At 71.1% G+C, this 25,222-nt stretch carries 20 protein-coding genes; 10 read left to right on the forward strand and 10 right to left on the reverse strand.

Annotated elements, in window-relative coordinates; genetic code table 11:
* Positions 1-45: 45 nt before the first annotated feature.
* Both ACYVOM_RS26105 and ACYVOM_RS26110 read right to left on the reverse strand, forming a co-directional pair.
* The gene (locus ACYVOM_RS26105) at positions 46-1,335 is read right to left on the reverse strand and encodes an ABC transporter substrate-binding protein (protein WP_460306139.1); all 1,290 of its coding nucleotides are present in this window, start codon (positions 1,333-1,335) and stop codon (positions 46-48) included.
* Positions 1,336-1,543: 208 nt separating this feature from the next.
* Positions 1,544-2,596 (reverse strand): ROK family transcriptional regulator, encoded by a 1,053-nt coding sequence (locus tag ACYVOM_RS26110; RefSeq protein WP_460306140.1) that lies wholly within the window; start codon positions 2,594-2,596, stop codon positions 1,544-1,546.
* Between the two features lie 136 nt (positions 2,597-2,732).
* On the opposite strand from ACYVOM_RS26110, the gene edd reads away from it, so the two are divergent.
* Positions 2,733-4,529 carry a phosphogluconate dehydratase gene (gene edd, locus ACYVOM_RS26115; RefSeq protein WP_460306141.1) on the forward strand — a complete coding sequence of 599 codons (1,797 nt, stop codon included), beginning with the start codon at positions 2,733-2,735 and terminating at the stop codon, positions 4,527-4,529.
* Positions 4,530-4,815: 286 nt separating this feature from the next.
* Positions 4,816-5,439, forward strand: coding sequence for a bifunctional 4-hydroxy-2-oxoglutarate aldolase/2-dehydro-3-deoxy-phosphogluconate aldolase (eda, locus tag ACYVOM_RS26120; protein ID WP_460306142.1), 624 nt, complete (start codon positions 4,816-4,818; stop codon positions 5,437-5,439).
* Positions 5,440-5,575: 136 nt separating this feature from the next.
* Here the strand turns inward: eda and ACYVOM_RS26125 are convergent, their stop codons facing one another.
* Positions 5,576-6,136, reverse strand: coding sequence for a DUF1707 SHOCT-like domain-containing protein (locus ACYVOM_RS26125; protein ID WP_460306143.1), 561 nt, complete (start codon positions 6,134-6,136; stop codon positions 5,576-5,578).
* Positions 6,136-6,741 (reverse strand): PadR family transcriptional regulator, encoded by a 606-nt coding sequence (locus ACYVOM_RS26130; RefSeq protein WP_460306144.1) that lies wholly within the window; start codon positions 6,739-6,741, stop codon positions 6,136-6,138. Before ACYVOM_RS26130 ends, ACYVOM_RS26125 begins: the two co-directional genes overlap by 1 nt.
* A gap of 403 nt (positions 6,742-7,144) precedes the next feature.
* Between ACYVOM_RS26130 and acnA the strand changes: the two genes are divergently transcribed.
* Both acnA and ACYVOM_RS26140 read left to right on the forward strand, forming a co-directional pair.
* Positions 7,145-9,862 carry an aconitate hydratase AcnA gene (gene acnA, locus ACYVOM_RS26135; RefSeq protein WP_460306145.1) on the forward strand — a complete coding sequence of 906 codons (2,718 nt, stop codon included), beginning with the start codon at positions 7,145-7,147 and terminating at the stop codon, positions 9,860-9,862.
* A gap of 250 nt (positions 9,863-10,112) precedes the next feature.
* Positions 10,113-10,562 carry an ASCH domain-containing protein gene (locus tag ACYVOM_RS26140; RefSeq protein WP_460306146.1) on the forward strand — a complete coding sequence of 150 codons (450 nt, stop codon included), beginning with the start codon at positions 10,113-10,115 and terminating at the stop codon, positions 10,560-10,562.
* A gap of 12 nt (positions 10,563-10,574) precedes the next feature.
* Here ACYVOM_RS26140 and idi read toward each other — a convergent pair whose 3' ends face one another.
* Positions 10,575-11,141 carry an isopentenyl-diphosphate Delta-isomerase gene (gene idi, locus ACYVOM_RS26145; protein WP_460306147.1) on the reverse strand — a complete coding sequence of 189 codons (567 nt, stop codon included), beginning with the start codon at positions 11,139-11,141 and terminating at the stop codon, positions 10,575-10,577.
* A gap of 142 nt (positions 11,142-11,283) precedes the next feature.
* Here idi and dxs point away from each other — a divergent pair, with 142 nt between their 5' ends.
* The 6 genes from dxs (at position 11,284) to ACYVOM_RS26175 (ending at position 19,468) form a co-directional block, all read left to right on the forward strand.
* A complete protein-coding gene (dxs, locus tag ACYVOM_RS26150) occupies positions 11,284-13,158 on the forward strand; it encodes a 1-deoxy-D-xylulose-5-phosphate synthase (protein ID WP_460306148.1) in 1,875 nt (624 codons plus the stop codon).
* A 107-nt stretch (positions 13,159-13,265) separates the two neighbouring features.
* Complete coding sequence (locus tag ACYVOM_RS26155; protein ID WP_460306149.1) at positions 13,266-14,759, forward strand: amino acid permease; 1,494 nt, start codon at positions 13,266-13,268, stop codon at positions 14,757-14,759.
* Positions 14,760-14,793: 34 nt separating this feature from the next.
* Positions 14,794-16,110: an FAD-dependent oxidoreductase gene (locus ACYVOM_RS26160; RefSeq protein ID WP_460306150.1), complete on the forward strand. Its 1,317-nt coding sequence runs from the start codon at positions 14,794-14,796 to the stop codon at positions 16,108-16,110.
* 112 nt (positions 16,111-16,222) lie between these two features.
* Entirely contained in the window at positions 16,223-16,591 is a 369-nt protein-coding gene (locus ACYVOM_RS26165; protein ID WP_460306151.1) for a hypothetical protein, read from the forward strand.
* A gap of 120 nt (positions 16,592-16,711) precedes the next feature.
* On the forward strand, positions 16,712-17,878 hold the full coding sequence (locus tag ACYVOM_RS26170) for a baeRF3 domain-containing protein (RefSeq protein WP_460306152.1): 1,167 nt from the start codon (positions 16,712-16,714) through the stop codon (positions 17,876-17,878).
* A gap of 117 nt (positions 17,879-17,995) precedes the next feature.
* Positions 17,996-19,468, forward strand: coding sequence for a protein kinase domain-containing protein (locus tag ACYVOM_RS26175; RefSeq protein ID WP_460306153.1), 1,473 nt, complete (start codon positions 17,996-17,998; stop codon positions 19,466-19,468).
* Between the two features lie 53 nt (positions 19,469-19,521).
* On the opposite strand, the gene ACYVOM_RS26180 is transcribed toward ACYVOM_RS26175, so the two are convergent.
* From ACYVOM_RS26180 to ACYVOM_RS26200, 5 genes are all read right to left on the reverse strand, one after another.
* Complete coding sequence (locus ACYVOM_RS26180) at positions 19,522-19,911, reverse strand: DUF779 domain-containing protein (RefSeq protein ID WP_460306154.1); 390 nt, start codon at positions 19,909-19,911, stop codon at positions 19,522-19,524.
* 10 nt (positions 19,912-19,921) lie between these two features.
* A complete protein-coding gene (gene exaC, locus ACYVOM_RS26185) occupies positions 19,922-21,439 on the reverse strand; it encodes an acetaldehyde dehydrogenase ExaC (protein WP_460306155.1) in 1,518 nt (505 codons plus the stop codon).
* 69 nt (positions 21,440-21,508) lie between these two features.
* On the reverse strand, positions 21,509-22,681 hold the full coding sequence (locus tag ACYVOM_RS26190; RefSeq protein WP_460306156.1) for an AfsR/SARP family transcriptional regulator: 1,173 nt from the start codon (positions 22,679-22,681) through the stop codon (positions 21,509-21,511).
* Between the two features lie 130 nt (positions 22,682-22,811).
* On the reverse strand, positions 22,812-24,224 hold the full coding sequence (locus ACYVOM_RS26195) for an FxLYD domain-containing protein (protein ID WP_460306157.1): 1,413 nt from the start codon (positions 24,222-24,224) through the stop codon (positions 22,812-22,814).
* Between the two features lie 97 nt (positions 24,225-24,321).
* Complete coding sequence (locus ACYVOM_RS26200) at positions 24,322-25,113, reverse strand: VIT1/CCC1 transporter family protein (RefSeq protein ID WP_460306158.1); 792 nt, start codon at positions 25,111-25,113, stop codon at positions 24,322-24,324.
* Positions 25,114-25,222 lie beyond the last annotated feature (109 nt).

Raw genomic sequence — 25,222 nt, forward strand, 5'->3', positions numbered from 1 at the left:
ACCGGGGAGGGGCCGCGGCGAGGCGGCCCCTCCCCGGCCGGGGATCTACTGGGTGAGGGTCTCCAGCTTGGCCTGGAGCTCGCTCAGCGCCTCATCGGTGGTCTTGTCGCCCTTCAGCGCGGCGTACGCGGCCTCCTGGATGGCGGTGGTGACGTCGCCGTACTTGACGACCTTCGGACGCCCCTGGGCGTTCTCGATCGCGGTCTTCAGCGACGGCATGTACGGGAACTTCGCGACGATCTCCGGGTCGTTGTAGAGCGCGGCGACCGACGGCGCCTTGCCGATGACCAGGGCGTTGGCCTTCTGGACGTCGGGGGACGCCATGTACTTGATGAAGTCCAGCGCGGTCGCCTGGTTCTTGGCGAAGGCGGAGATGGCGAAGTCGTGCCCGCCGAGGGTGGAGACGCCGGGGCCGTTGGAGCCGGGCAGCGGGGCCACCTCGAACTTGCCGGCGACCTTCGACTCGTCCTTGTTGCTGGCCGAGGCGTACTGGTAGGGCCACTGGCGGTGGAACAGGAGCTTGCCGGCGTTGAAGTCGGCGCGGCCGAGCTCCTCGGTGTAGGTGATGGCCTTCTGGGAGATGTGGCCGTCCTTGAAGGCGTTCACCAGGACGTCCAGGCCGGCCTTGGCCTCGGGGGTGTTGACGGTCGGCTTGCCCTGGGCGTCGACGATGGATCCGCCCGCGGCGTTGATCGCCTCGGAGGCGTTGACGGTGAGGCCCTCGTACTTGTCGAACTGGCCCGCGTAGCAGTCGATGTCCTTGGCCGAGGACACCTTCTCCTTGACGGTGTCGCACGCGGCGAACAGCTCGGTCCAGGTCGTCGGGGCCTTGTCGATGCCTGCCTCGGTGAGCAGGTCCTTGCGGTAGTAGAGCAGGCCCGCGTCGGAGTCGATCGGGACGCCGTAGAGCTTGTCCAGGTAGCGGCCGGTGTCGACGGTCGGGCCGAGCAGGTCGGCGATCGGCAGCTGGTCCTCGGGCAGTTCGACGATCCAGCGGTTGGCCGCGAACTCCGCGGTCCACACGACGTCGAGGTTGAGCACGGTGTAGGCGTCGGACTTCACCTGGGCGTTCTGGATCATCTGCTGGCGCTGCTCGTCGGCCTTGTCCGACAGTTCGATGATCCGGACGGGCTCGTCGGGGTGGCTGCCGTTCCAGGTGTCGATCTGCTTCTGGAGGTTGCCCGAGGTGTCCTTGCCGGTCACGAAGGTGATCTCGCCTCGGCCTTCCAGGGCCGTGGACGCCTTCGTATCGGTGTCGCCGTCACTTCCGCCGCCGCAGGCAGCGAGCACGAGGGCGAGGCCGGCCATGGCGCCGACGATGGGGATGCGCCGCATGTGCTTCCTCCTTGGGGGGTTTTCTCACCGTGAGGGGGTAGGTGAGGGGAACTGGCCCGGACGGTAGTCCAGATGTTGCAAGCATGTAAAGAGTCTTGCTGAAAGATTTCTGCAAGACGTTGCAAGACTTGCGGGCGGGGGTTGCGCGGGACGCCGAAAAGGCCTCTCATGGAGAGGCCTGTGTCAGGAGACGGGGTGGGGGCGCCGCCTACAGCGCGGCGTCGACGGCTTCGGGCGAGAGGACCAGGTCGAGGATCATGGTCGCGCAGCCCAGCAGGCCCGCGTCGTCGCCGAGGACGCTCGGCTCGATCCGCAGTCGGCGCGTGGCCTGGGCCGCGGCCCGCTGGTAGACGCTCTCGCGGACGCCCGCGATGAGGTTCTTGCCCGAGAGGTCGCCGCCCAGCACGACGATCGCCGGGTTCAGGATGTTGACGGCCGCGGCGACCACCTCGCCGATCCTGCGGCCCGCCTCGCGCAGCACCGCGACGGCTTCGAGATCGCCCGCGCGGGCCAGCGCGGCGAGTTCGGGAAGGTCCTTGGCACGCCCGCCGAGCTGGGCCAGCAGCGCCGCGCCGCCCGCGACGGTCTCCACGCAGCCGACCGTGCCGCAGCCGCACAGCAGGCCGTCGGACACGGGGATGTGCCCGATCTCCCCGGCCCCGCCGTAGGCGCCGCGCTGGAGCCTGCCGCCGGAGATGACCCCGGCTCCTATCCCGGTGGACGCCTTGACGAACAGGAGGTCCGACACGTCGTTGCGGACCCGGTACTCGCCCTGGGCCATGACGTTCACGTCGTTGTCGATGTGCACCGGAACAGGGAAGACGTCCTGGACGGCCTTGGTGATCCGCTCGTCGGCCAGGGCCGGGCCGGGGACCGCGATGCCCACGCCGCGCACGGGCCCGGGGTCCATGCGCTGCCACGCCTCGATGGCCGACTCGATGCCCGCGCCGATCACCACGGGCTCCTGGCGAAGGACGGTCCCGGACAGGTCGCACACGGCGAGGTGCCCGTGGGTGTGGCCGAGAGAGGCCACCAGGACGCGCCCGCCCGCGCCGTTGAACTCCAGCCGCGCCGCGGGGCGGCCGCCGCTGGACACGCCGGGCAGTTCCTGGACGAAGCCGGCGTCGATCAGCTCGGTGACCCGCTGCCCGATGACGGGACGGGACAGGCCGGTGAGTCGGGCCAGCTCGGCCCTGGTCGGCACCTCGTCCTCGCGGATCAGCCGGAGGATCTCCCCGCTCGTTGCCGCTGCTCTCGACATGTGTCCAGTCTTCCACGATCTCTCGTCCGTCTTGTTTCTGATGATCCGTGACTTTTGTCATCTTGCCTACAGAAGTTTTCAAGATTCCTTGCTAAGGTGTCTCTCAGATTCGCCGATCTCTTCCCGGAGTTGTCTTATGACGGCCGTCCACCCCGTCCTCGACCGTGTCACCGCCCGCATCACCGAGCGCAGCGCCGCGTCCCGCGCCGCCTACCTCGCGCGCGTGGCCTCGGCTCAGGCAGAGGGTCCGGTGCGCGGCGCGCTCGCCTGCGGCAACCTCGCGCACGGCTTCGCCGCCTCCACGCCCGAGGAGAAGACCGCGCTGCGCGGCAACACCCGGCGCAACGTCGCGATCGTGACCTCCTACAACGACATGCTCTCGGCGCACCAGCCGTTCCGGACCTACCCCGAGCACCTGAAGAAGGCGATCCTGCTGGCCGGGGGCGTCGCCCAGGTCGCCGGCGGGGTCCCGGCCATGTGCGACGGCGTCACCCAGGGCCGTCCCGGCATGGAGCTGTCCCTGTTCAGCCGCGACGTCGTCGCGATGTCCACCGCGGTCGCCCTCGCGCACGACATGTTCGACGCCGCCCTGATGCTCGGCGTCTGCGACAAGATCGTTCCCGGGCTCGTCATCGGCGCGCTGTCCTTCGGCCACCTGCCGACCCTGCTCGTGCCCGCCGGGCCCATGGGCTCCGGCCTGCCGAACGCCGAGAAGGGCCGCATCCGCAAGCTCTACGCCGTCGGCGAGGTCGGCCGCGAGGAGCTCCTGGAGGCCGAGGCGGCCTCCTACCACTCGCCCGGCACCTGCACCTTCTACGGCACCGCCAACAGCAACCAGATGCTGATGGAGGTCATGGGCCTGCACCTGCCGGGGGCCAGCTTCGTCTCCCCGAACACTCCGCTGCGGGCCGCGCTGACCGCCGAGGCGGGCCGCCGCGCCGTCTCCGGCGAGGTCGCCCCGGTGGCTGAGATCCTCGACGCGAAGGCCTGGGTCAACGGCGTCGTCGCGCTGCTGGCCACCGGCGGCTCCACCAACCACACGCTGCACCTGCCCGCGATGGCCGCGGCCGCGGGCTACGAGCTCACCTGGGACGACTTCGCCGAGCTGTCCACGGTGACCCCGCTGCTCACCCGGATCTACCCCAACGGCGCCGCGGACGTGAACCACTTCCATGCCGCGGGCGGCACCGGGTTCCTGATCCGCGAACTGCTCTCGGCGGGCCTCCTGCACGAGGACGTCAAGACCGTCGCCGGCGACGGCCTGTCGCGCTACACGCAGACGCCCTCACTCGGCGAAGACAACGTCCTGTCCTGGGCCGATGCCCCCGAGCTCTCCGGCGACGAGGACGTCCTGCGTCCCGCGTCCCGGCCCTTCTCGGCCGACGGCGGTCTGCGCATGGTCGAGGGCAACCTCGGCCGCGGCGTCGTCAAGGTCTCCGCGGTCAAGCCCGAGCACCGCTCGGTCGAGGCGCCCGCCCGGGTCTTCACCACCCAGGAGCAGGTCCTCGACGCGTTCAAGGCGGGCGAGCTGAACCGCGACGTCGTCATCGTGCTGCGCTACCAGGGCCCGAAGGCGACGGGGATGCCCGAGCTGCACAAGCTCACCCCGCCGATGTCGGTGCTCCAGGACAAGGGCTTCCAGATCGCTTTCGTCACCGACGGACGGATGTCGGGCGCCTCCGGGGCGGTGCCCGCCGCCATCCACCTGACGCCGGAGGCCGCCGCGGGCGGCCCCCTGGCGCGGGTCCGCGACGGCGACCCCATCCGCTTCGACGCCGACAGCGGCAAGCTGGAGATCCTCGCCGACCTCGCCGCGCGCGAGCCCGAGGGCGCCGCGCCGACGGCCGAGGAGTGGTCGGGCACGGGCCGCGACCTCTTCGGCGCGTTCCGCGCGTCGGTCGGACCCGCAGAGCGGGGTGCCTCGGTCTTCTAGAGACTTCCTCGCGGGGCCGCTCCGACGCGGAGGGGCTGAGGAGCGGCCCCGCGAGGAGAAACACTCCCGCACGGGACCGGGCACGGCGGAGGGGCCGTTCCCGGGCCCGTGGGGAACCCGCTTCGCGGGACCGCGCCGGCGGAGGGGCCGGTTCCGGTCCCGCGGAGGAACGTCCCTGGGGGCGGCGCAGGCGGAGGGGCCTGCCGCCGCCCCCGGGGAAACCCCCTCCCGGGGAGAACACAGCCCAGGGGGCGAACACAGCTATTTCCCAAGGAGAGAGACCCAGATGCGCGCCGAAGACCTCATGAACCTCGCCCCGGTGATCCCGGTGGTGGTGCTGGAGGACGCCGACGACGCGGTGCCGCTGGCGCGGGCCCTGGTCGCGGGCGGCCTGCCCGTCATCGAGGTCACCCTGCGCACCGAGGCGGGCCTGGAGTCGATCCGCCGCATCGCCGCCGAGGTCGAGGGCGCCGTCGTCGGCGCGGGCACCGTGACCGGCCCGCAGCAGGTCAAGGACACCGTGGCGGCGGGGGCGAAGTTCCTGGTCAGCCCGGGCGTCACCGACATCCTGCGCACCGCGATGAGCTACAGCGGGGTCCCGTTCCTGCCGGGCGTGGCCACCGTCGGCGAGGCGATGGGGCTGTTGGAGCAGGGCATCACCGCGATGAAGTTCTTCCCGGCGACCGCCGCGGGCGGCCCGGGGTTCCTCAAGGGCATCAACGGCCCGCTGCCGGAGATCACCTTCTGCCCGACCGGCGGGATCAGCCTCGCCAACGCGCCCGAGTTCCTCGCCCTGCCGAACGTCGCCTGCGTGGGCGGCAGCTGGATCACGCCCGCCGACGCGATCGCGCAGGGCGACTGGGCGCGCATCGAGAAGCTCGCCGCCGAGGCGGCCGGGCTGCGCGCCTGAAAGGCGTCACGTTCCGCCGCCTGCGTTGACGGGTGAGCGGCGGGACGTGCCGGGAGGCGCCGGACGCGACACCGTCCGGACGCCTCCACGCGGCGTCCCGCTCCGGGTGGGGGAGCGGGACGCCGCCTGCGTTCTCCTACCGCCGCGAGCGAGCCCGGCGGAACATCCTGGCCACGAAGAAGACCAGCCCCACGAGGAACAGGACGCGCACCGCGGCGAAGACCGCGACGGCGCCCCCTCCGAAGAAGATCAGCGGCAGGCCCACCACGAGGAAGAGCCAGAGCGCGAGCGAGAGCCGGTGCGGGCCCCGCCGGGTCCGGTAGCCGGGCGCGTGCCGCTGGGGCGTGACAGGGGCCTCCCAGGGGTGCGGGCCCGGCAGGTCGTCCATGAGGCCGCGGAGATCGGCCCCGGTCTTGGCCGCGAGGGCGCGGCTGAGCCGGTCGTCGAGTTCGGCGGAGTCCAGGCGGCCCTGCGCGTAGTGCTCTTGGAGCGCGTCGGCGACGGCGTTGCGCTCGGTGTCGCCCACGCGCAGATGGCCGGTGTCCGGCACCGCGGGCGCGCCCCAGCCCTGGAGCGCGGAGATCCCCGCCATACGGGCCGCGCGGCGCGCCTCCCGGCCGGCCAGGTGCGCGGCGCGGTGGGCCTCGTGGGCGGCCAGATGGTTGCGCCAGTGGTCATCGCGTGACTTTCCCGACATCAGAGGTCCTCCTCGTGGGTGTCGGAGGCGAGGATGCCGTACAGGCGGCGGCGGGTGTCGCCGAGCACCTGCCGGGCCTCGGCGACCTGCCCTGGCGAGCCCGCCTGCACGACCTGGACCAGCGCCTTGCCGAGCTGGGCCATCTCGCCGAAGACCGCGGCGGTCTCGCCGCCCGGCCAGCCGTGCCCGTCGGCCTTGACGCCGCCCTTCGCCCTGTCGTTCCACGGCGCCTCGGGAGGGTTCCGCTCGACGTACGCGCGGCCCTCCTCCGTCAACGTGTAGGTCTTGCGGCCCTCTGCCTCCGCGCCGCGGATGAGGCCCTCGTCGGAGAGTTGCTGGAGCGCGGGGTAGACCGCGCCGGGGGAGGGCTTCCAGGAGCCTTCGGTGCGCTCCACCACGTCCTGGATGATCTGGTACCCGTTGCGCGGGCCCTCGGTCAGCAGGACGAGGATCGCCGCGCGCACGTCCCCCCGCTTGGCCTTGGGGGGCGGCGGGCCGAACGGGAAACCGGGCTGCGCCCAGGGCGGTGTGCCCTGGTGGCCGCCGCCCCACCCGAAGAGGAAGTCGGGGCCCGGCCCCTGCCATCCGTGCCGTCGTCCTGGCATGGCGACGTCCCTTCAAGATCGTGCCGTCAAGATCGGTCGAACGGTGTTCTCGATAGTCTTGACGATATATCTAGAACACTCTCGTTGGAAGGCCTGCGGCCTCACTGCCCGAACACTTCTCCGTGAGATTGCTACCCATGAGTAACTTGATGTCAAGACAAATCTTGGATACCTTGACGTCGAGAGAAAAAGTGACGGAAGTTAGGCCGACCTGAGTTCAGGCGCGCTTCCGGACTAGGGCAGGATTCTGTGTGGAGGACCGGAAGCACCGGACCGCGAAGGCAGGCAGCGCACCGGTGTCCTCCCGCAGCGCCCAGGTAGGCAGAGGTACGGCGCGCCTCGATGAGCCGGCAATATCGGTCGGCCGGTCGTCAAGATCGGTTCATGTAGGAGGAGACGGCAAGTGTCCGCGAACAGCTTCGGCAGCAAGAGCGAGCTGCGGGTAGGCGAGAAGACCTACGAGATTTATCGGCTGGACGCGGTCGAGGGCTCGGCCCGCCTTCCGTACAGCCTCAAGGTTCTCCTGGAGAACCTGCTGCGCACCGAGGACGGCGCCAACATCACCGCCGACCACATCAACGCCCTCGGCCAGTGGGACGCCAGCGCGCAGCCCGACACCGAGATCCAGTTCACGCCCGCCCGCGTGATCATGCAGGACTTCACCGGCGTCCCCTGCGTCGTCGACCTCGCCACCATGCGCGAGGCCGTCCGCGACCTCGGCGGCGACGCCTCCAAGATCAACCCGCTGGCGCCGGCCGAGATGGTCATCGACCACTCCGTCATCGTCGACAACTACGCCTCCGCGAAGGCGTTCGGCCTCAACATGGCCGTCGAGTACGAGCGCAACAACGAGCGCTACCAGTTCCTGCGCTGGGGCCAGACCGCCTTCGACGAGTTCAAGGTCGTCCCGCCCGGCACCGGCATCGTGCACCAGGTGAACATCGAGCACCTCGCCCGCGTCGTGTTCGACCGGAACGGCGTCGCCTACCCCGACACCTGCGTCGGCACCGACTCCCACACCACGATGGAGAACGGCATCGGCGTCCTGGGCTGGGGCGTCGGCGGCATCGAGGCCGAGGCCGCGATGCTCGGCCAGCCGATCTCCATGCTCATCCCGCGCGTCGTCGGCTTCAAGCTGACCGGTGAGCTGCCCTCCGGCACCACCGCCACCGACCTCGTGCTCACCATCACCGAGATGCTGCGCAAGCACGGCGTCGTCGGCAAGTTCGTGGAGTTCTACGGCGCGGGCGTCGCCGCCCTGCCGCTGGCCAACCGCGCCACCATCGGCAACATGAGCCCCGAGTTCGGCTCCACCTGCGCGATCTTCCCGATCGACGACCAGACCCTCAACTACCTGCGCCTCACCGGCCGCTCCGACGAGCAGATCGCGCTCGTCGAGGCGTACGCCAAGGAGCAGGGCATGTGGCTCGACCCCGAGGCCCAGCCGGACTTCTCCGAGCACCTCGAGCTCGACCTGGCCACGGTCGTCCCGTCGATCGCCGGCCCCAAGCGCCCGCAGGACCGCATCGAGGTCTCCAAGGCCAAGGACACCTGGCGCCGCGACGTCCAGAACTACGTCAAGGACGCCGACGAGGCGGGCCTGGAGTCCTTCCCGGCCTCCGACGCCCCGGCCGAGTACGACGGCGGCGACCGCCCGCACAAGAAGGTCCAGGTCACCCTGGCCGACGGCACCTCCTTCGAGCTCGACCACGGTGTGGTGACGGTGGCGGCGATCACCTCCTGCACCAACACCTCGAACCCGTACGTCATGGTCGGCGCGGGCCTCCTGGCCAAGAAGGCCGTCGAGAAGGGCCTCACCCGCAAGCCCTGGGTGAAGACCTCCCTTGCGCCCGGCTCCCAGGTCGTCACCGGCTACTACGAGCGCGCGGGCCTCACCCCGTACCTCGACAAGATCGGCTTCAACCTGGTCGGCTACGGCTGCACCACCTGCATCGGCAACACCGGCCCGCTGGAGCCGGAGATCTCCAAGGCGATCAACGACAACGACCTCGCGGTCACCGCGGTCCTGTCGGGCAACCGCAACTTCGAGGGCCGCATCAGCCCCGACGTGAAGATGAACTACCTGGCCTCGCCGCCGCTGGTCATCGCCTACTCGCTCGCGGGCACGATGGACATCGACATTCTCAACGACCCGATCGGCACCGGCTCCGACGGGCAGCCGGTCTACCTGAGCGACATCTGGCCGTCTCCGGCCGAGGTGTCCGAGGTCGTCGAGGCCTCCATCTCCCAGGACCTCTTCGTCAAGGACTACGCCGACGTCTTCGCCGGCGACGCCCGCTGGCAGGGTCTCGACATCCCGACCGGCGACACCTTCGAGTGGGACCCGAACTCCACCTACGTGCGCAAGGCCCCGTACTTCGACGGCATGCCCGAGACCCCCGCGCCGGTCTCGGACATCTCCGGCGCCCGGGTCCTGGCCAAGCTCGGCGACTCGGTCACCACCGACCACATCTCGCCCGCCGGCAACATCAAGCTGGGCACCCCTGCCGCGCAGTACCTGGAGGCCAACGGCGTCGCCGCCAAGGACTTCAACTCCTACGGCTCGCGCCGCGGCAACCACGAGGTCATGATCCGCGGCACCTTCGCCAACATCCGGCTGCGCAACCAGCTGCTGGACGGCGTCGAGGGCGGCTACACCCGCGACTTCACCCAGGAGGGCGCGCCGCAGTCGTTCATCTACGACGCGTCCGCGAACTACATCTCCGCGGGCATCCCGCTGGTCGTCCTCGCGGGCAAGGAGTACGGCTCCGGCTCGTCGCGCGACTGGGCCGCCAAGGGCACCGCGCTGCTGGGCGTGAAGGCCGTCATCGCCGAGTCCTACGAGCGCATCCACCGCTCGAACCTCATCGGCATGGGCGTCATCCCGCTCCAGTTCCCCGAGGGCCAGAGCGCGGAGTCCCTCGGCCTCACGGGCACCGAGACCTATCAGATCATCGGGGTCGAGAAGCTCAACGAGGGCATCACGCCCAAGACCGTCAAGGTCAAGGCCGACGGCAAGGAGTTCGACGCGGTCGTCCGCATCGACACCCCCGGAGAGGCCGACTACTACCGCCACGGCGGCATCATGCAGTACGTCCTCCGCTCGCTCATCGCGAAGTAGGACAGTGGCGAAGCCGCCGCCGGACCCGTCCGGCGGCGGCTTCGCCGTCTGTAAGGGCGGGTGTCAACCCTGTCAAGGGCCGGAAGTCGGGCCCCGTGTGTGTGCCCCATGACACAGCGAGTTTCCCGGCTGTAGGGGCTTGATTAACCTCTGCGAATCCTCATAATCCGGCTTAAGTAGGATTCGCATGGCCCGGCGGTCGAGTAAAGATGGGTGTCAGGTGGACGCCCGTCGCCTGGGAGGGAACCGCATGCAGGCGATCAGCGTGAAGCAGCCGTACGCGTGGGCCGTCGCCCGGGGGCATCAGCGGCTGGTCAACCAGGACCACCCCGCGGGGCATCGTGGAACGGTCCTGATCCACGCCGCCATGCGCGTCGATCTCGGGTCCCGGGCGCTGGTGGAGGCGCGGGCGGCGGGGTGGTCGCCGTCGGATCCGCTGGCGACGCTCGGCGCGGTGATCGCGGTGGCCGACATCGCGGACGTGTGCGCGCCGGAGGCGGCGCCGTGCGACTGCGGCCCGTGGGCCGCGCAGGGGGAGTACCACTGGGCGCTGGAGGACGTCAGGCCGCTGCGGCGGCCGATCGTCGCCGTCGGCTACCAGGGGGGCCTGTGGACGGCTCAGCCGTCCCTGGTGGCCGAGGTGAGGTCGATGCTGTCCGGGAAGCCCGCCGCACCCTTGGCGCGGCTCCTCACGAGCTGAGGGGGGCGGGCCTCACCAGGTGATGGCCGGGGGGAGCAGCCGCTCGTCGGCCTGCTTCCACGTCAGCGGCTCGCCCAGGGGGACGAGGTGGACCATCTGGTCGAGGAACCAGGGGGAGGCCTGCGGGTCCTCGCGCAGCGCCTTCACGCCCTCCCAGTCGCGCCACTGGATGTCCTCGACCTCGTCGGGGTCGAGCGCGGGCTCGGCGTCGACGAAGGCGCGCACCACGGGGCACCATTCGTGCTCCACGACGCCGTTCATCTCGGCCCGGTAGACGAACTCCGGCAGGATGAGAGTGATGTCACTGACGGTCAGGCCGAGCTCACTTTTGACGCGGCGGGACACCGCGTCGCGCAGGGACTCTCCCGGGGCAGGGTGGCCGCACGCGCTGTTGGTCCACACCGACGGGAAACTTGCCTTGTGGTGGGCTCTCTGGCTCACCAGGACCCGTCCGGAGGCGTCCACGAGGTACGAGGAGAAGGCCAGGTGAAACGGAGTGCTTTGGTGGTGGCTCTCCGCTTTCGGGGCGGTTCCTATGGCATGTCCGGCTTCGTCCAGAAGTACTATCTTCTCTCCCATATGAAACTTCTTCTCCTTGCTCTCCGTGTTCGGCGAAGCGGCATTAAACTCTGGGCAACCATAAGCCGCAGGGGCCTGCCTACGGGAGGCGTTCGGGTCACCGAAAGTCACAGGCCTCGGTTCGCAGAGGAGATGACCCAGCTTGAGCCTGCTTGAGTCGATCAACGGTCCAGACGATGTGAAACGTCTGGACGCCGCGAGCCTCCCCGAACTCCATGCGGAGATCCGAGAGTTCCTGGTGGACGCCGTCTCCAAAACCGGCGGTCACCTCGGACCCAACCTCGGCGTCGTCGAACTCACCGTCGCCCTGCACCGGGTCTTCGACTCTCCGCGCGACCGCATCCTCTTCGACACCGGTCACCAGGCCTACGTGCACAAACTGCTCACCGGCCGGAAGGACTGGACCGGCCTCCGCATGAAGGGCGGCCTGTCCGGCTACCCCTGCCAGGGCGAATCCGAGCACGACATCATCGAGAACTCCCACGCCTCCACCGCCCTGTCCTATGCCGACGGCCTCGCCAAGGCCTTCGAGCTGCGCGGCGAGACCGACCGGCGCGCGATCGCCGTCGTCGGCGACGGCGCCCTCACCGGCGGCATGTGCTGGGAGGCCCTGAACAACATCGCGGGCGCCGACCGCCCCGTGATCATCGTGGTCAACGACAACGGCCGCTCCTACTCGCCCACCATCGGTGGTCTCGCCAGCCACCTGGCCGACCTCCGCGTCACCCAGGGTTACGAGAAGGCGCTCGACCTCGTCAAGAAGACAGTTCCCAAGGTACCCGTAGCCGGGGAGTTGGCTTACGAGGCGCTGCACGGCATCAAGAAGGGCCTGAAGGACATCCTCCAGCCCCAGGCGATGTTCGAGGACCTCGGCCTGAAGTACATCGGCCCCATCGACGGCCACGACGAGCAGGCCGTCGAGCGCGCCCTGCGCAAGGCCCGCGACTTCGGCGGCCCCGTGATCGTGCACGCCATCACCCGCAAGGGCGAGGGCTACGGTCCGGCGCTGGAGAACGTCGAGGACCACATGCACGGCGCCGGGTCCTTCGACCCGCTCACGGGCAAGTCCGCGCCCTCCTCCACCCCGGGCTGGACCAAGGTCTTCTCCCGCGAGATGGTCGAGATCGGCGCCGAGCGCCCCGACGTCGTCGCGATCACCGCCGCGATGCTGCACCCCGTCGGCCTGGCGGCCTTCGCCGACGCCCACCCCGACCGGATCTACGACGTCGGCATCGCCGAGCAGCACGCGGCCACCTCCGCCGCGGGACTCGCCCTGGGCGGGCTGCACCCGGTCGTCGCGATCTACGCGACCTTCCTGAACCGGGCGTTCGACCAGGTCCTCATGGACATCGCGCTGCACCGGCAGGGCGTCACCTTCGTCCTCGACCGCGCGGGCGTCACCGGCAACGACGGCGCCTCGCACAACGGCATGTGGGACCTGTCGATCCTCCAGCTGATCCCCGGCATGCACATCGGCGTGCCGCGCGACGGCGCCCGGCTGCGGCAGCTCCTGCGCGCCTGCCTGGACATCTCCGACGCCCCCTCGGCGATCCGCTTCCCCAAGGGCCCGGTCTTCGAGGACCTGCCCGCCATCGGCGTGCTCGGCTCGATGGACGTGCTCGCCGAAGGCCCCGACAAGGACGTCCTCATCGTCGCCGTCGGCTCCATGGCCGCCTGCGGCGTCGACGTCGCCCAGCGCCTCGCCGCCTCCGACGTCGACGCGACGGTGATCGACCCCCTGTGGGTCAAGCCGCTGGACCCGGCGCTGGCCTCGGCCGCCGCGGAGCACAAGCTCGTGGTCGTCGTCGAGGACAACGGCCGCACCGGCGCGGTCGGCGACGCCGTAGCCCGGCTCCTGCGCGACTCCGGCGTGGACACCCCCATCCGCACGTACGGCATCCCGCAGGAGTTCCTCGACCACGCGGGCCGCGGCGAGATCCTCACCGAGATCGGCCTCACCGCGCCCGACCTCGCCAAGGAGATCACCGACGCGTTCGCGAAGGTGACGGGCAAGTGAAGGTCCCGGAGAAGGCAAGGTGACCGAGAAGCGGCCGGTGCCTTAGCGCGCTCGGCCCGCCTACTTGTTACGGTTCGTGTTCTGAGCAACGCGAACCGTAATAAGGGGTGCCGGTGGCCGCGAGCCTTTTCCGCACGAAGACCGTCGAGCAGTCCGTCAGGGAGACCAAGGAGCCGGGCCACCGGCTCCGCCGGGACCTGTCGGCGCTCGACCTCATCGTCTTCGGCGTCGGCGTCATCATCGGCACGGGCATCTTCGTGCTCACCGGCCGGGTGGCACGCGAGTACGCCGGTCCGGCGGTCGCCGTCTCGTTCGCGATCGCCGGGATCGTGTGCGCGCTCGCCGCGCTCTGCTACGCCGAGTTCGCTTCCACCGTCCCGGTCGCGGGCTCCGCCTACACCTTCTCCTACGCGACCCTCGGCGAACTGCCCGCCTGGATCATCGGCTGGGACCTCATCCTGGAGATGGCGCTCGCCGCCGCCGTGGTGGCCGTCGGCTGGTCGGGGTACTTCGCCTCGCTGCTGTCGACCCTGGGGCTGGATCTGCCGTCCCAGCTCGCCGGGGAGACCGCGCGGTTCAACATCCCGGCGGTCCTGATCGTGCTGCTGGTCACCGTGGTGCTCGTCGCGGGCATCAAGATCTCCTCGCGGGTGAACGCGATCATGGTGACCATCAAGGTCGCGGTGGTCCTGCTGGTCATCATCGCCGGCGTCTTCTCCATCAAGGCCGCCAACTACAAACCCTTCATCCCGCCCGCGGTCACCACCGACACCGTGGAAGGCGTGCGCGCGCCGCTCATCCAGGTGCTGTTCGGCGTGACCCCCGTGGCGTTCGGCTGGTTCGGCGTCTTCGGGGCGGTCGCGATCGTCTTCTTCGCCTTCATCGGCTTCGACATCGTGGCGACCACCGCCGAGGAGGCGCGCCGGCCGCAGCGCGACCTGCCGATCGGCATCCTCGGCTCCCTCGGCGTCTGCACGCTGCTGTACGTGCTGGTCTCCCTGGTCGTGGTCGGGATGCAGCACTACACGGAACTGAGTGAGGCGGCGCCGCTCGCCGACGCTTTCCGGGCCGTCGGCCAGCCGTTCTTCGCCGGGCTCATCAGCGTCGGCGCCATCTTCGGCCTCACCACCGTCGTGCTCATCCTGCTGCTCGGGCAGAGCCGGGTCTTCTTCGCGATGAGCCGCGACGGCCTCCTGCCCGGGTGGCTCTCCCACGTGCACCCGCGGTTCGGCACGCCGGCGCGCTCCACGATCTTCATGGGCGTCATCGTGGCCGTCCTGGCCGGGCTCATCCCGCTCTCCGCGCTCGCCGAACTAGTGAACATCGGGACGCTCTTCGCGTTCGTCGTCGTGTCCATCGCCGTCATGGTGCTGCGGCGGACCCGGCCCGATCTGCCCCGTTCGTTCCGGACGCCGCTCGTCCCGCTGGTTCCGATCCTGTCGGTCCTCGCGTGCTTCTTCGTCATGCTGAACCTGCCGACCGAGACCTGGATCCGGTTCGTCGTCTGGATGCTGGTCGGTGCCGTCGTCTACTTCGCCTACGGCAGGAACCACAGCAGATTGGCACGATCCAGCGTGGTCGACGGCCGGGCAGTGATCTAGCTCACATGGTCGTATGCGAGGGGTCGTGTGCAGAATGCCCCGTGTGACCGACTTTACTGTCGCCGTCGTAGGCGCCGGGCCCGCGGGCCTGTACGCCGCCGAGGCGCTGACCAAAGGCGGCGTCCGCGTGGACGTCTTCGACCGGCTGCCCACCCCCTACGGGCTCGTGCGCTACGGCGTCGCGCCCGACCACAAGTCGATCAAAGCCATCGCCCGCTACCTCCAGCGCGTCCTGGAGCAGCCCACGGTGCGGTTCTTCGGCTGCGTCGAACTCGGCAGCGACATCACCCGCGAGGAACTCCTCTCGGCCTATGACGCCGTCGTCTACAGCACCGGGGCGATGGTCGACCGCCGCCTGGGCGTCCCGGGCGAGGACCTGCCGGGCTCGGTGGCCGCCACCGACTTCGTCAACTGGTACTGCGGCCATCCTGACGCCGCGGGCCACTCCTTCGACCTGTCCGTCGAGGAGGTCGCCGTCATCGGCGTCGGGAACGTCGCCGTGGACGTCGTGCGGATTCTCGCCAAGACCGCCGAGGAACTGGCCGAGACCGACATCCCCGTCGCGGTCCTCGAAGAGCTGAGCCGCAGCCGCGTCAAGAAGGTGCACCTCATCGGCCGCCGCGGGCCCGCGCACGCGAAGTTCACCACCAAGGAGGCGCGCGAACTCGGCGAACTGCCCGCCGCGTCCGTCGCGGTGCGGCCCGAGGACCTGGACCTGGACGCCGAGAGCCTCGCCCTGGAGGCCGCGGACCGGCATGTCCGGGGCAACCTCGCGGCGATGCGGGCCTGGGCGGGTGAGCCGGAGGCCGGCCGGGAGCGGCACATCGACCTGAGGTTCTGGCGCGCGCCCGTCGAGATCCTCGGCACGGACCGGGTCGAGGGGCTGTGCGTGGAGCGCACCGAACTCGTCGACGGGAAGGTCCGCGGCACCGGCGAGTACGAGACTCTGCCCGTCGGGATGGTCGTGCGCTCGGTCGGCTACCGCAGCGTCCCCCTGGACGGCGTCCCCTTCGACGAGCGGGCCTCGGTGATCCGCAACGAGAAGGGCAGGATCGCCGAGGGCGAGTACACGGCGGGCTGGATCAAGCGCGGTCCGTCCGGCGTCGTGGGCACGAACAAGTCCGACGCGGCCGAGACGGTCGGGGTCCTGCTGTCCGAGTTGGGCACCCGTCCGGGCCCCGTAACAGACATCGAGTCTGTTCTGGCATCAAAGGGAGTCAAATTCGTCACCTATCAGAGCTGGTTGGGTCTGGACGCGGCGGAGATCGCACTGGCAAAGTCTCTTTCGCGAGGAGAAAGGGTCAAGTTGGGCACTTGGGACGCCATGCGTGCCGCCTGTCCACCCCACTGACCACACGGCGATTCGCACGACCATCGGGGCACAACTGAACACGCCTTAGACACTGGTCGAATCAACCGGGAAGTGGTGAAGCATGTCCCTTCTGGACACCAGGTTTCCCGCCATGACGGGCGGACCCCGGCTCTGGGGCTTCGCCCCGGCGCGGCAGGTGCCGCAGCTCGGCTGGCTGGGCGCGGACTACTCCGCGCAACTCGTGCACGATCTGGAACAGGGGCTGCTCCGCCAGGATCCGGGCACCCACGTCATCGCCGTGAAGTGCGAGGGCGTCCCCATGCTGAAGAGCGGCGGCGTCGACGCGAGCGGAGCGGTCCGCGCGCACGACGCCGCCTTCTCGCTGGAGATCCTGCTCTCCGACGGCCTGGGCCGCTCTTGGCGGCTGCGGGGGCGCTGGACGTACGTCGGCAGGGACCTCGGTACTTTCCGAGCGAAGATCACCCATTACTGGGAGTTGTTCACGGCCGACCAGGTCTAGTCAAAGATGTCGGTTGTGTTACCTGGCTATGTTTCGGTAAATGACCGACCAACTACGCCTTTCCCTCGGTTCCGCGCTACTTAGGCTGAAACGGTCACCGGCTTCGGACTGGGGGATTTCGTGGACGCAGCGCAACTCGCCCGACTGCACGAGGTAAGGCCGTTCCCGGCCGTCTCGATCATCATGCCGACGCACCGCACCAGGCCGGAACGCCAGCAGGACCGCATCCGCCTGAAGGTGCTGCTGGACGAGGCGAGGCAGCGGCTGGACGGCTACGAACTGCACCACGGCGTCGCCGACGAGGTGATGCGGAACCTGGAGAAGGCCGCGGAGCAGGTCGACTTCGACCGCACCGCCGAGGCGCTCGTCCTGTTCGCCGCGGCCGGAGGCGAGACGCACGCGTTCGTCCTGCCCGGCGTGACCGTCAGCGAACGGGTCGTCATCGACGACACCTTCGCCACCCGCGACCTCCTCGCGATGCTGGAACGCACCTGGAGCTACTACGTCCTGGTGCTGTCGGAGCAGCCCACCCGCCTGTTCGAAGGCGAAGGGGAGCGCTGCGTCGAGGTGAGCAACGCGCTGTTCCCGCTGAACCTCGACGACACCGTGCCCGCCGAGCAGGGCGGGCCCACCGCCGCCAACCGGGTGCAGAACCGCATCCAGGAGGACCGCAGGCAGCAGTTCATCCGGCAGATCGACCGCAACCTCACCGAACTGCTCAAGCGCGACAGCCGGCCCGTCATCGCCGTCGGCGTCCAGCGCGCGCTCTCCTACCTGCGCGAGAACACCAACGGGACGCTGCGCGACGCGCTCATCGGCACCATCGAAGGCGGCTACGAGAAGCTGACCCCTCCGGAGATCGCCCGGCTCGTCGCGCCCGTCCTGCACGAGGAGAACCAGCGCGCCCGGGAGGAGGCCCTCGCCGCCATCGACGACGCGAGGTCCGGCCGCCGCTTCGCCGCGGGCCTGGAAGAGTGCTGGGAACTCGCCCACCAGGGCCGCATCGGGCACCTGCTCGTCGAGGACACCTTCTTCGCGCCGTCCCGCACCCACGAGGGCCGCCTGCACGTGCTGTCCGAGGGCGGTGCCGTCGAGGGCGGCACGGCGCCCCCGGCCGAGATCGGGCTCAACGAGGAGGCCACCGACGAGGCCTTCCGCGGCAAGTTCGTCAACGACGCCGTCGACGACCTCATCGAGGTCGTGCTGCGCAGCGACGGCCGTGCCACCTTCGTCGCCGACGGCTCGCTCGCCGACCACTCCAGGGTCGCCGCCCTCCTGCGGTACTGACCGCCGCACGCCCGCCCGTCCGCGCGTTCGCCTGGCCGCTTGCGGACGGGCGGGCGCGCCCGCACCCGCCGTTGCGCCATGGTGCCCGTGAGCGGATCACGGGAGACGGGGGCCGGTGTGGCGGAGACGAGGGTGGCCGGGCGCTTCACACTGCGACGCGAGCTGGGCCGCGGGGGCATGGGCGTCGTCTGGCTCGCCGACGACGAGAGGCTCGACCGCAAGGTCGCGCTCAAGGAGATCCTCACGCCTGCGGGATTCGCCGAGGAGGAGGCCGCGGACCTGCGCGAGCGGTTCCTGCGCGAGGGGCGCGCCGCGGCGCGCGTCGCGCACGCGGGAGCCGCGGCCGTCTACGACGTGCTGCTGGAGGACTCCAGCGTCTACATCGTCATGGAGTACGTCGAGGGCAGGTCGCTCGACGCGCTCGTCACCGAGTCAGGGCCGCTGCCCCCGGAACGGGCCGCGCGGCTGTTCCTGCAGCTGGTCGAAGCCCTGGCCGCCGCGCACGCGTGCGGGGTGGTGCACCGCGACGTGAAGCCCGCCAACGTGCTCGTGACCGCGCAGGACCGCGTCAAGATCGTCGACTTCGGGATCGCGCTCGCCGAGGGGGACACCCGGCTCACCCGGACGGGCACCGTCGTCGGGTCCCCCGGCTACATGGCGCCGGAGCGGCTGCGCGGGGCGGAGGCGAGCGCGGCGTCCGACCTGTGGGCGCTCGGCGCGACCCTGTACTTCGCGGTCGAGGGCCGCGACGCCTTCACCGGGCCCACGTTCACCGCGATCGTCGCGAAGATCCTCGAAGGCAGGCCCGCCGCCCCGGCGCACGCGGGACCGCTGGAGGGCCTGCTGGCGGCGCTGCTGCGCGACGACGCCGCCGCGCGCCCCACCGCCGCCGAGGCGCAGGCCACGCTCGCCCGGGTGGCCAGAGCGGAGGTGGTGCCGCTGCCCGCGCCGGATCCGCGCACCCTGGTCCTGCCCGCCGCGCCGTCGCCCGCCGTCCCGGCGCCCGCGCCGACCCCGCGCTTCGAGCCGGGCCCCGCCCACCCGTCGTCCGCCCCGTTCGGCGCGGGAGGAGGGACCGGATACGCGGGCTCCTGGACCGCGGGCTGGGGCGGTGGTCCCGCCTCGCCGTTCACGGCCGGCGTGCGCGCGTGGGCGCTCGTGCGGGACGCCTGCTCACGGCTGGTGCGCGCGGCGCTCATCTGCTTCATCGCCCAGGCGGTGCCGGTCATCCTGCTCGGCGACGACGTGGACGGGGAGGCGTTCTCCTCCGTCGCCTTCCTGGCGTGGCTGGTGTGGGGGGCGTTCATCCTCCTCTCCCTGCTGTCGCGGCTTCTGCGCACCCGCATGTTCGAGGTCGGACCCCGAGGCCTGTCCATCTCCTGGGGCGGCAGGACCGAGGACTTCGACTGGCGATGGCTGCGCGGCGTCACCGTCCGCCGGCACGGCCTCCTGCGCGCCCGCGCCGTCGTGATCCGCCGCACCCGCTCCTGGACGCCCGTCTGCTATCTCAGCGACCTCGACGCCGACCCCCGGACCATCCAGGAGGCTCTGGCCTTCTTCGCCGGCCCCCTCTGGCACCCGCCGCGCTGACGAGGGCCGTCCGCCCCGGGCCGCCCGAGGCCCGGGGCGGACGGCCCGGGGCGTCAGGCGGTCTCGCCGGTGGGCGGGGGAGGCGCGGCCGAGAGGGCGGCGAGCTCGGCTTCGGTGAACAGGCGGGAGCGCAGCAGGAAACGGACTCCTTCGGGGGCCTCGACGGAGAAGCCGCCGCCGCGCCCCGGGACCACGTCCACCGTCAGGTGGGTGTGGCTCCAGTAGGCGTACTGGGCGGCGCTGATCCAGAAGGGGACCCCGTCGCCCACCTCCCCGAGCAGGAGGTCGGCGGCGCCCACCTGGAACTCGCCGCGCGGGTAGCACATGGGAGAGCTGCCGTCGCAGCAGCCGCCGGACTGGTGGAACATCAGCGGCCCGTGCGTCCGCGCGAGCCGCCGCAGCCAGACCGCGGCCTCCTCCGTCACCGTGACGCGTTCGGCCATGCCCGGCCCCTCAGAAGAAGCCGAGCCGCTGCGGCGCGTAGCTGACCAGCAGGTTCTTCGTCTGCTGGTAGTGGTCCAGCATCTGCCGGTGGTTCTCCCGCCCGATGCCCGACTGCTTGTATCCGCCGAACGCCGCGTGGGCCGGGTAGGCGTGGTAGCAGTTCGTCCAGACGCGGCCCGCCTTGATGGACCTGCCGAGCCGGTAGGCCGCCGCGCCGTCCCTGGTCCACACGCCCGCGCCGAGGCCGTAAAGGGTGTCGTTGGCGAGCTCCAGGGCCTCCTCGGTGGAGTCGAAGGTGGTGACCGACACGACGGGGCCGAAGATCTCCTCCTGGAAGATGCGCATGTCGTTGGTGCCCTTGAAGACCGTCGGCTCGATGTAGAAGCCGCCTTCCAGGCCAGGGACCGTGCGCGGGCCGCCGCCCGCGAGGACCTCGGCGCCCTCCGCCCGGCCGATGTCGAGGTAGGACAGGATCTTCTCGTACTGGTCGTTGCTCGCCTGCGCGCCGACCATGGTCGCCGGGTCGAGCGGGTCGCCCGCGACGATCGCGCGGGTCCGCTCCAGCGCCCGCTCCATGAACGCGTCGTAGATCGAGGAGTGGACGAGCGCGCGGGACGGGCAGGTGCAGACCTCGCCCTGGTTCAGCGCGAACATCACGAACCCCTCGATCGCCTTGTCGAGGTAGTCGTCGTCGGCGGCCATGACGTCGGGCAGGAAGATGTTCGGGCTCTTGCCGCCGAGCTCCAGGGTGACCGGGATGATGTTCTGCGCCGCGTACTGCATGATGAGGCGGCCCGTGGTGGTCTCGCCGGTGAAGGCGACCTTCGCGACGCGCGGGCTGGACGCCAGCGGCTTGCCCGCCTCCACGCCGAAGCCGTTGACCACGTTGATCACGCCGGGTGGCAGGAGGTCGGCGATCAGCTCGACCAGCAGCAGGATGGTGACGGGGGTCTGCTCGGCCGGCTTGAGCACCACGCAGTTGCCCGCGGCCAGCGCCGGCGCGAGCTTCCAGGTGGCCATGAGCAGCGGGAAGTTCCACGGGATGATCTGGCCGACGACGCCGAGCGGCTCGTGGAAGTGGTAGGCGACGGTGTCGTCGTCGAGCTGGCTGATGCCGCCCTCCTGGGCGCGGATCACGCCCGCGAAGTAGCGGAAGTGGTCGATCGCCAGGGGGAGGTCGGCGGCGAGCGACTCGCGCACCGGTTTGCCGTTCTCCCAGGTCTCGGCGACCGCCAGGTACTCCAGGTTCTCCTCGATGCGGTCGGCGATCCGGTGCAGGATCAGCGAGCGCTCGGCGACCGAGGTGCGGCCCCACGCGTCGGCGGCGGCGTGCGCCGCGTCCAGCGCCAGCTCCACGTCGGCCGCGCCGGAGCGGGCCACCCGCGTGAACACCCTGCCATCGACCGGGCTCGGATCGTCGAAGTACCGCCCGTCGACCGGCGGCACCCACTTGCCGCCGATGAAGTTGTCGTACTGCGGCGCGAAACGCACGACCGAACCGTCCCGGCCGGGATGCACGAAAGCCATGACGCCCTCCTCGACATCTGTGACGGCGCTCACTCTCCCCTCGGCGCGTTGGCGAAACGTTGGCGCCGATCAGTCGGCGGCGGCGCGGACGCGGGCGACCGCGACCGCGTGGCGCGGGTCGGTCGGGCCGAGCAGGGCGGCGGCGCGCTCGTGCACGGCGAGATCCTCGGGGTGGCGGGCGCCGTAGGCGAGTGCCGGCTCGGGACGCGGGTCGGCGAGGACGGCCTCGCGCAGCGCCACCTCGATGTGGTCCCGCCAGCGCACGATCCCCGGGGCCTCCGACCGCGGCAGCAGCGGGCCTCCGTAGCCCGCCAGCGCCTCGTCCAGACGTCCCGCGTGCAGGTGCCCGAGGACCTCGGCGGCGTCGCACGCGAGCCGCTCCGCCAGCTCGTAGGCCCGCGGGGACAGCGCCCCCGCCATGATGCGCCGCAGATGCGACACCTCGGCCCGGAGGGTGACCGCGCTGACGCGGCGCTCGCCGTACAGGCAGTCGTGCAGCCGCTCGGGCGGCACCGCGCGGCCCTCCAAGGCGAGCAGGGCGAGGATCTCGGCCTGCCGCGGCCGGATCCGCACCGCGGCCCCGCCGCGGCGCAGCGACGCCGTGCCCAGGCAGCGCAGCCGCCAGCCCGAGCCGGGGGCCCTGCCCAGCCTGTCCTCGATCGCGGCGGCGAGACCCCGGACCGTCGGCAGGCAGAGCGGATGCGACCTGTCCCAGGTGCTGGAGATGTCCAGCACGCCGAGGACCGCGCCGTCCGGGCCCTTGATCGGGGCGCAGTAGCAGACCCACCCGTGCAGCGCCTCCACGAGGTGCTCGGCGGAGAACACCGAACTCGGCATGCCCGTCTCCAGGGCCAGCGCGAGCGCGTTCGTGCCCATCGAGGCCTCGTCCCACCGGCCGCCCTGCGCGAAGTTCACCGCGCCCGCCCGGCGGCTCATCACCCGGCCCCCGCACGTCCACAGGATCGTGCCGCGCTCGTCGGTGACGGCCGCGACGAACCCCGCGTCCTCGGCCACCGCCCGCAGCTCGCCCGCCACCGCCTCCACCGGCGCGCGCAGCGGCGAGCGCGCCCAATCCGCCTCCGCCGCCAGCGGGGCGCTCCCCAGCGCCGGGTCGACCGCGTGGATCGACCGCAGCCACGACGCCCCTATCTCCGCCCGCACACCGGGCGACCCCCGCCCCGCCAACCACCGCGACCACTCCTCGCGCAACGCCTCGCGCCGGACACCCAGCTTCTCGTCCATAGGCTCGTCCTCGAACCCTTCGGGCCGGGAGCTCGGCACGCCCCGGCTCGCCCCATGTAAACACGAAGAGCCCGGTCGCGGACACGCCTCGTGCGCGGCCTGTGGAAAACTCCGCGGAGCCGTCCGCCGCTCAGCGTTGGAGCGCGTTCTCCCACGGATTCGGGTCGGACCAGGGCTGGGCCATCAGGTCCAGGGACACCACGGGGCCGGGCGGAGCCGCCACCGTCCCCTCGATCTTGAACGGCACGGAGCCGTGGGCGGGCAGCCCCTGCACGAAGCTCATGTCGCCGCCGATCAAGGCCCCCCGGGCGTCCCGGAACAGGGCGACGAGCGCGACCTCCTCGACGGCCTCGGCATAGGGGTTGCGGATCTCACCGGTCACCTCGCAGGCGCCCTCCGGCACCTCCATGGCGACGTTCTCGTAGTCGAACGGCGGGAAGTCCTCGGGCCGCGCCTGCGTCGGATACCAGTCGGCCGGACGCGGCGTGATCTCCAGGGTGTGCGGACGGTTCCCGTTGACCTCCAGCAGGCCCGCCCAGGCGATCTTGGTGCGCGGGGGCAGCACCGTCAGCACCTGCTCCTCGGAGCCGATGACCTTGCCGTACGCGTCGCGGACGGTGACCTGCACCGTCGGCAGCTCGCACCAGTACAGCGTGTTCGGGTTGTGCAGGACGGTCGCCCAGCGGATCCAGTACTCGCCGGGCACCCATTCGCTCGCCTCGGTCGTCCAACCCGTCTCGGCGACGGTGAACTGCACGAGCCGTCCCGGGTCGGGCGCGGGCTCCGCGGCCTGCGGCCGGGCCTGAGGCGGCGCGGACGGGCGCGGCGCCCCGGTGTCCAGCACCGTCACCGTGGGGGAGGGGGCGGAGGCGCTCTCGTCCTCCTGGGCGACTTCGGCGGGCTCGGCGGGCTCGGCGGCGGGCGTCGCGGGCTGCGGCGGCCAAGGAGGCGGCGCCGCAGCCGCGTCGGACGGAGGCGGGGCCGCGGGGCCCGGACTCCCGGTTCCGCCACTCCCGGCCTGCGCGGCGCGGGAGGTGAGGATCAGCGGCTCCGTGGGATTGGCCGGCCGCGCGGGCGCGAGCGCCGGACCGCCCTGGATCGCCTGCGCGCGCCCCGGGTCGAGACCGAGCTGGCCGATCGCCCACCGGACCGCCGACTGGTCCTGCGCCTGGTCCTGGGGCCCGTGGATCTCCAGCGACGGGGACAGACCGGGACCTTCGGCGAAGCGGAACTCGACCGCGTGCAGCTCCCAGGCCTCGCGATGGATCTCCTGCCGGCCGGTGACCCGAAGACCGAGGCCCTCAAGGATCTCCAGCGCGGAGTCGAAGTCGCTCACCAGGACCTCGCGCACGGTCCGCTGGTCGCGCATCAAGGTGAGCACGTGCCTGTCGCCCTCGGAGTGCAGCCCCGCCCAGCCGCCCTGCCCGGCGAGCGCGACCCGCTGGATCAGCCTCCGTGGCCGGTGGCACCGCGCGCCCAGCCCGCGCAGCCGCTCCCGAACGATCTCGAGGTCGAGATCGAAGTAGCGGACACCGAATCCCACGTCCTCCCCCAGAAGTCTCGCTGCGGGCTCCTATGGTGTCCTAACGGACAACACTCATCAATATGCCGCGCCGCCGCCCCCTGTCCAACGGCGGGGGTCAGACCGCGGTTCCCGCGAGCATCCCGAGCACGTACGTGACGGCGGAGGCCACCGCGACGATGGCGAGCTGGCGCAAGGACCCCGCCCACACCGGCCGGTCCGACTGCGCGGCGAGGTACCCGCCGACCAGGAGGCTGGCGGTGCCCGTGAGGACCGCCGACAGGACGACGGCGGTGACGCCCCCGGTGAAGAACCAGGGCACGAGCGGGATGAAGGCGCCCACCGCGAACAGCACGAACGAGCTGACGGCCGCGACCATCGGCGATCCCGTCGTGTCGGGAGTCACACCGAAGATGACCCGGCCCGCCACCGTCACAGGCTCATCGCCCAAGGCGACCTGCTCTTCCGCCTCACGTGCCGTCCGCCGGTCCAGGCCGAACCCTCGCAGCGCGCGGGCGAAGCGTGCGAACACCACGGGAGGGCTGGCCCGCCAGGCCCGGCGCAAGGCCCCGTCCATGCTTTCGGCTACCTCCAACTGGCTCCGCACCGACACCCACTCGCCGGCCGCCATGGACAGCGCGCCCGCGAGGAGGCTCATGAGCCCGGTCAGCCGGACGGTCGAGGCGGGGGTGGCCGCGCCGACGATGCCGAGGATGAGGCAGAGGTTGGTCACGAGGCCGTCGTTGGCGCCCAGGACCGCGGCGCGGATGCCGCCGCCCGCGACGCGTTCGGCGGTCTTCTCGGCGGCGTCGAGTTCGGCTTCGGCTTCCTGGGCGTCCTGCGGCTTGGCGTTGGAGGGATCCCAGTGGGGGGCGAGTCTGGACCAATCGGGAGGAGAAGTACTGCTCATCGGGCAGTAGTGCCCCGTGGGGCAGGGGAGAAAACGAAAAGCGCCCCGTGTCTTGCGACACGAGGCGCCTCCCGTTAGCCGGCTCGGTAACCCCCCAGTCCCGGGGCCG

Source organism: Actinocorallia aurea, assembly GCF_054783995.1.

Excerpts from the sequence above, each read along its gene's own strand:
- ACYVOM_RS26105 (WP_460306139.1), bottom strand. The coding sequence starts at position 1,335 with ATGCGGCGCATCCCCATCGTCGGCGCCATGGCCGGCCTCGCCCTCGTG.
- ACYVOM_RS26110 (WP_460306140.1), bottom strand. The coding sequence starts at position 2,596 with ATGTCGAGAGCAGCGGCAACGAGCGGGGAGATCCTCCGGCTGATCCGC.
- edd (WP_460306141.1), top strand. The coding sequence starts at position 2,733 with ATGACGGCCGTCCACCCCGTCCTCGACCGTGTCACCGCCCGCATCACC.
- eda (WP_460306142.1), top strand. The coding sequence starts at position 4,816 with ATGCGCGCCGAAGACCTCATGAACCTCGCCCCGGTGATCCCGGTGGTG.
- ACYVOM_RS26125 (WP_460306143.1), bottom strand. The coding sequence starts at position 6,136 with ATGTCGGGAAAGTCACGCGATGACCACTGGCGCAACCATCTGGCCGCC.
- ACYVOM_RS26130 (WP_460306144.1), bottom strand. The coding sequence starts at position 6,741 with ATGCCAGGACGACGGCACGGATGGCAGGGGCCGGGCCCCGACTTCCTC.
- ACYVOM_RS26140 (WP_460306146.1), top strand. The coding sequence starts at position 10,113 with ATGCAGGCGATCAGCGTGAAGCAGCCGTACGCGTGGGCCGTCGCCCGG.
- idi (WP_460306147.1), bottom strand. The coding sequence starts at position 11,141 with ATGGGAGAGAAGATAGTACTTCTGGACGAAGCCGGACATGCCATAGGA.
- ACYVOM_RS26160 (WP_460306150.1), top strand. The coding sequence starts at position 14,794 with ATGCCCCGTGTGACCGACTTTACTGTCGCCGTCGTAGGCGCCGGGCCC.
- ACYVOM_RS26165 (WP_460306151.1), top strand. The coding sequence starts at position 16,223 with ATGACGGGCGGACCCCGGCTCTGGGGCTTCGCCCCGGCGCGGCAGGTG.
- ACYVOM_RS26180 (WP_460306154.1), bottom strand. The coding sequence starts at position 19,911 with ATGGCCGAACGCGTCACGGTGACGGAGGAGGCCGCGGTCTGGCTGCGG.
- exaC (WP_460306155.1), bottom strand. The coding sequence starts at position 21,439 with ATGGCTTTCGTGCATCCCGGCCGGGACGGTTCGGTCGTGCGTTTCGCG.
- ACYVOM_RS26190 (WP_460306156.1), bottom strand. The coding sequence starts at position 22,681 with ATGGACGAGAAGCTGGGTGTCCGGCGCGAGGCGTTGCGCGAGGAGTGG.
- ACYVOM_RS26200 (WP_460306158.1), bottom strand. The coding sequence starts at position 25,113 with ATGAGCAGTACTTCTCCTCCCGATTGGTCCAGACTCGCCCCCCACTGG.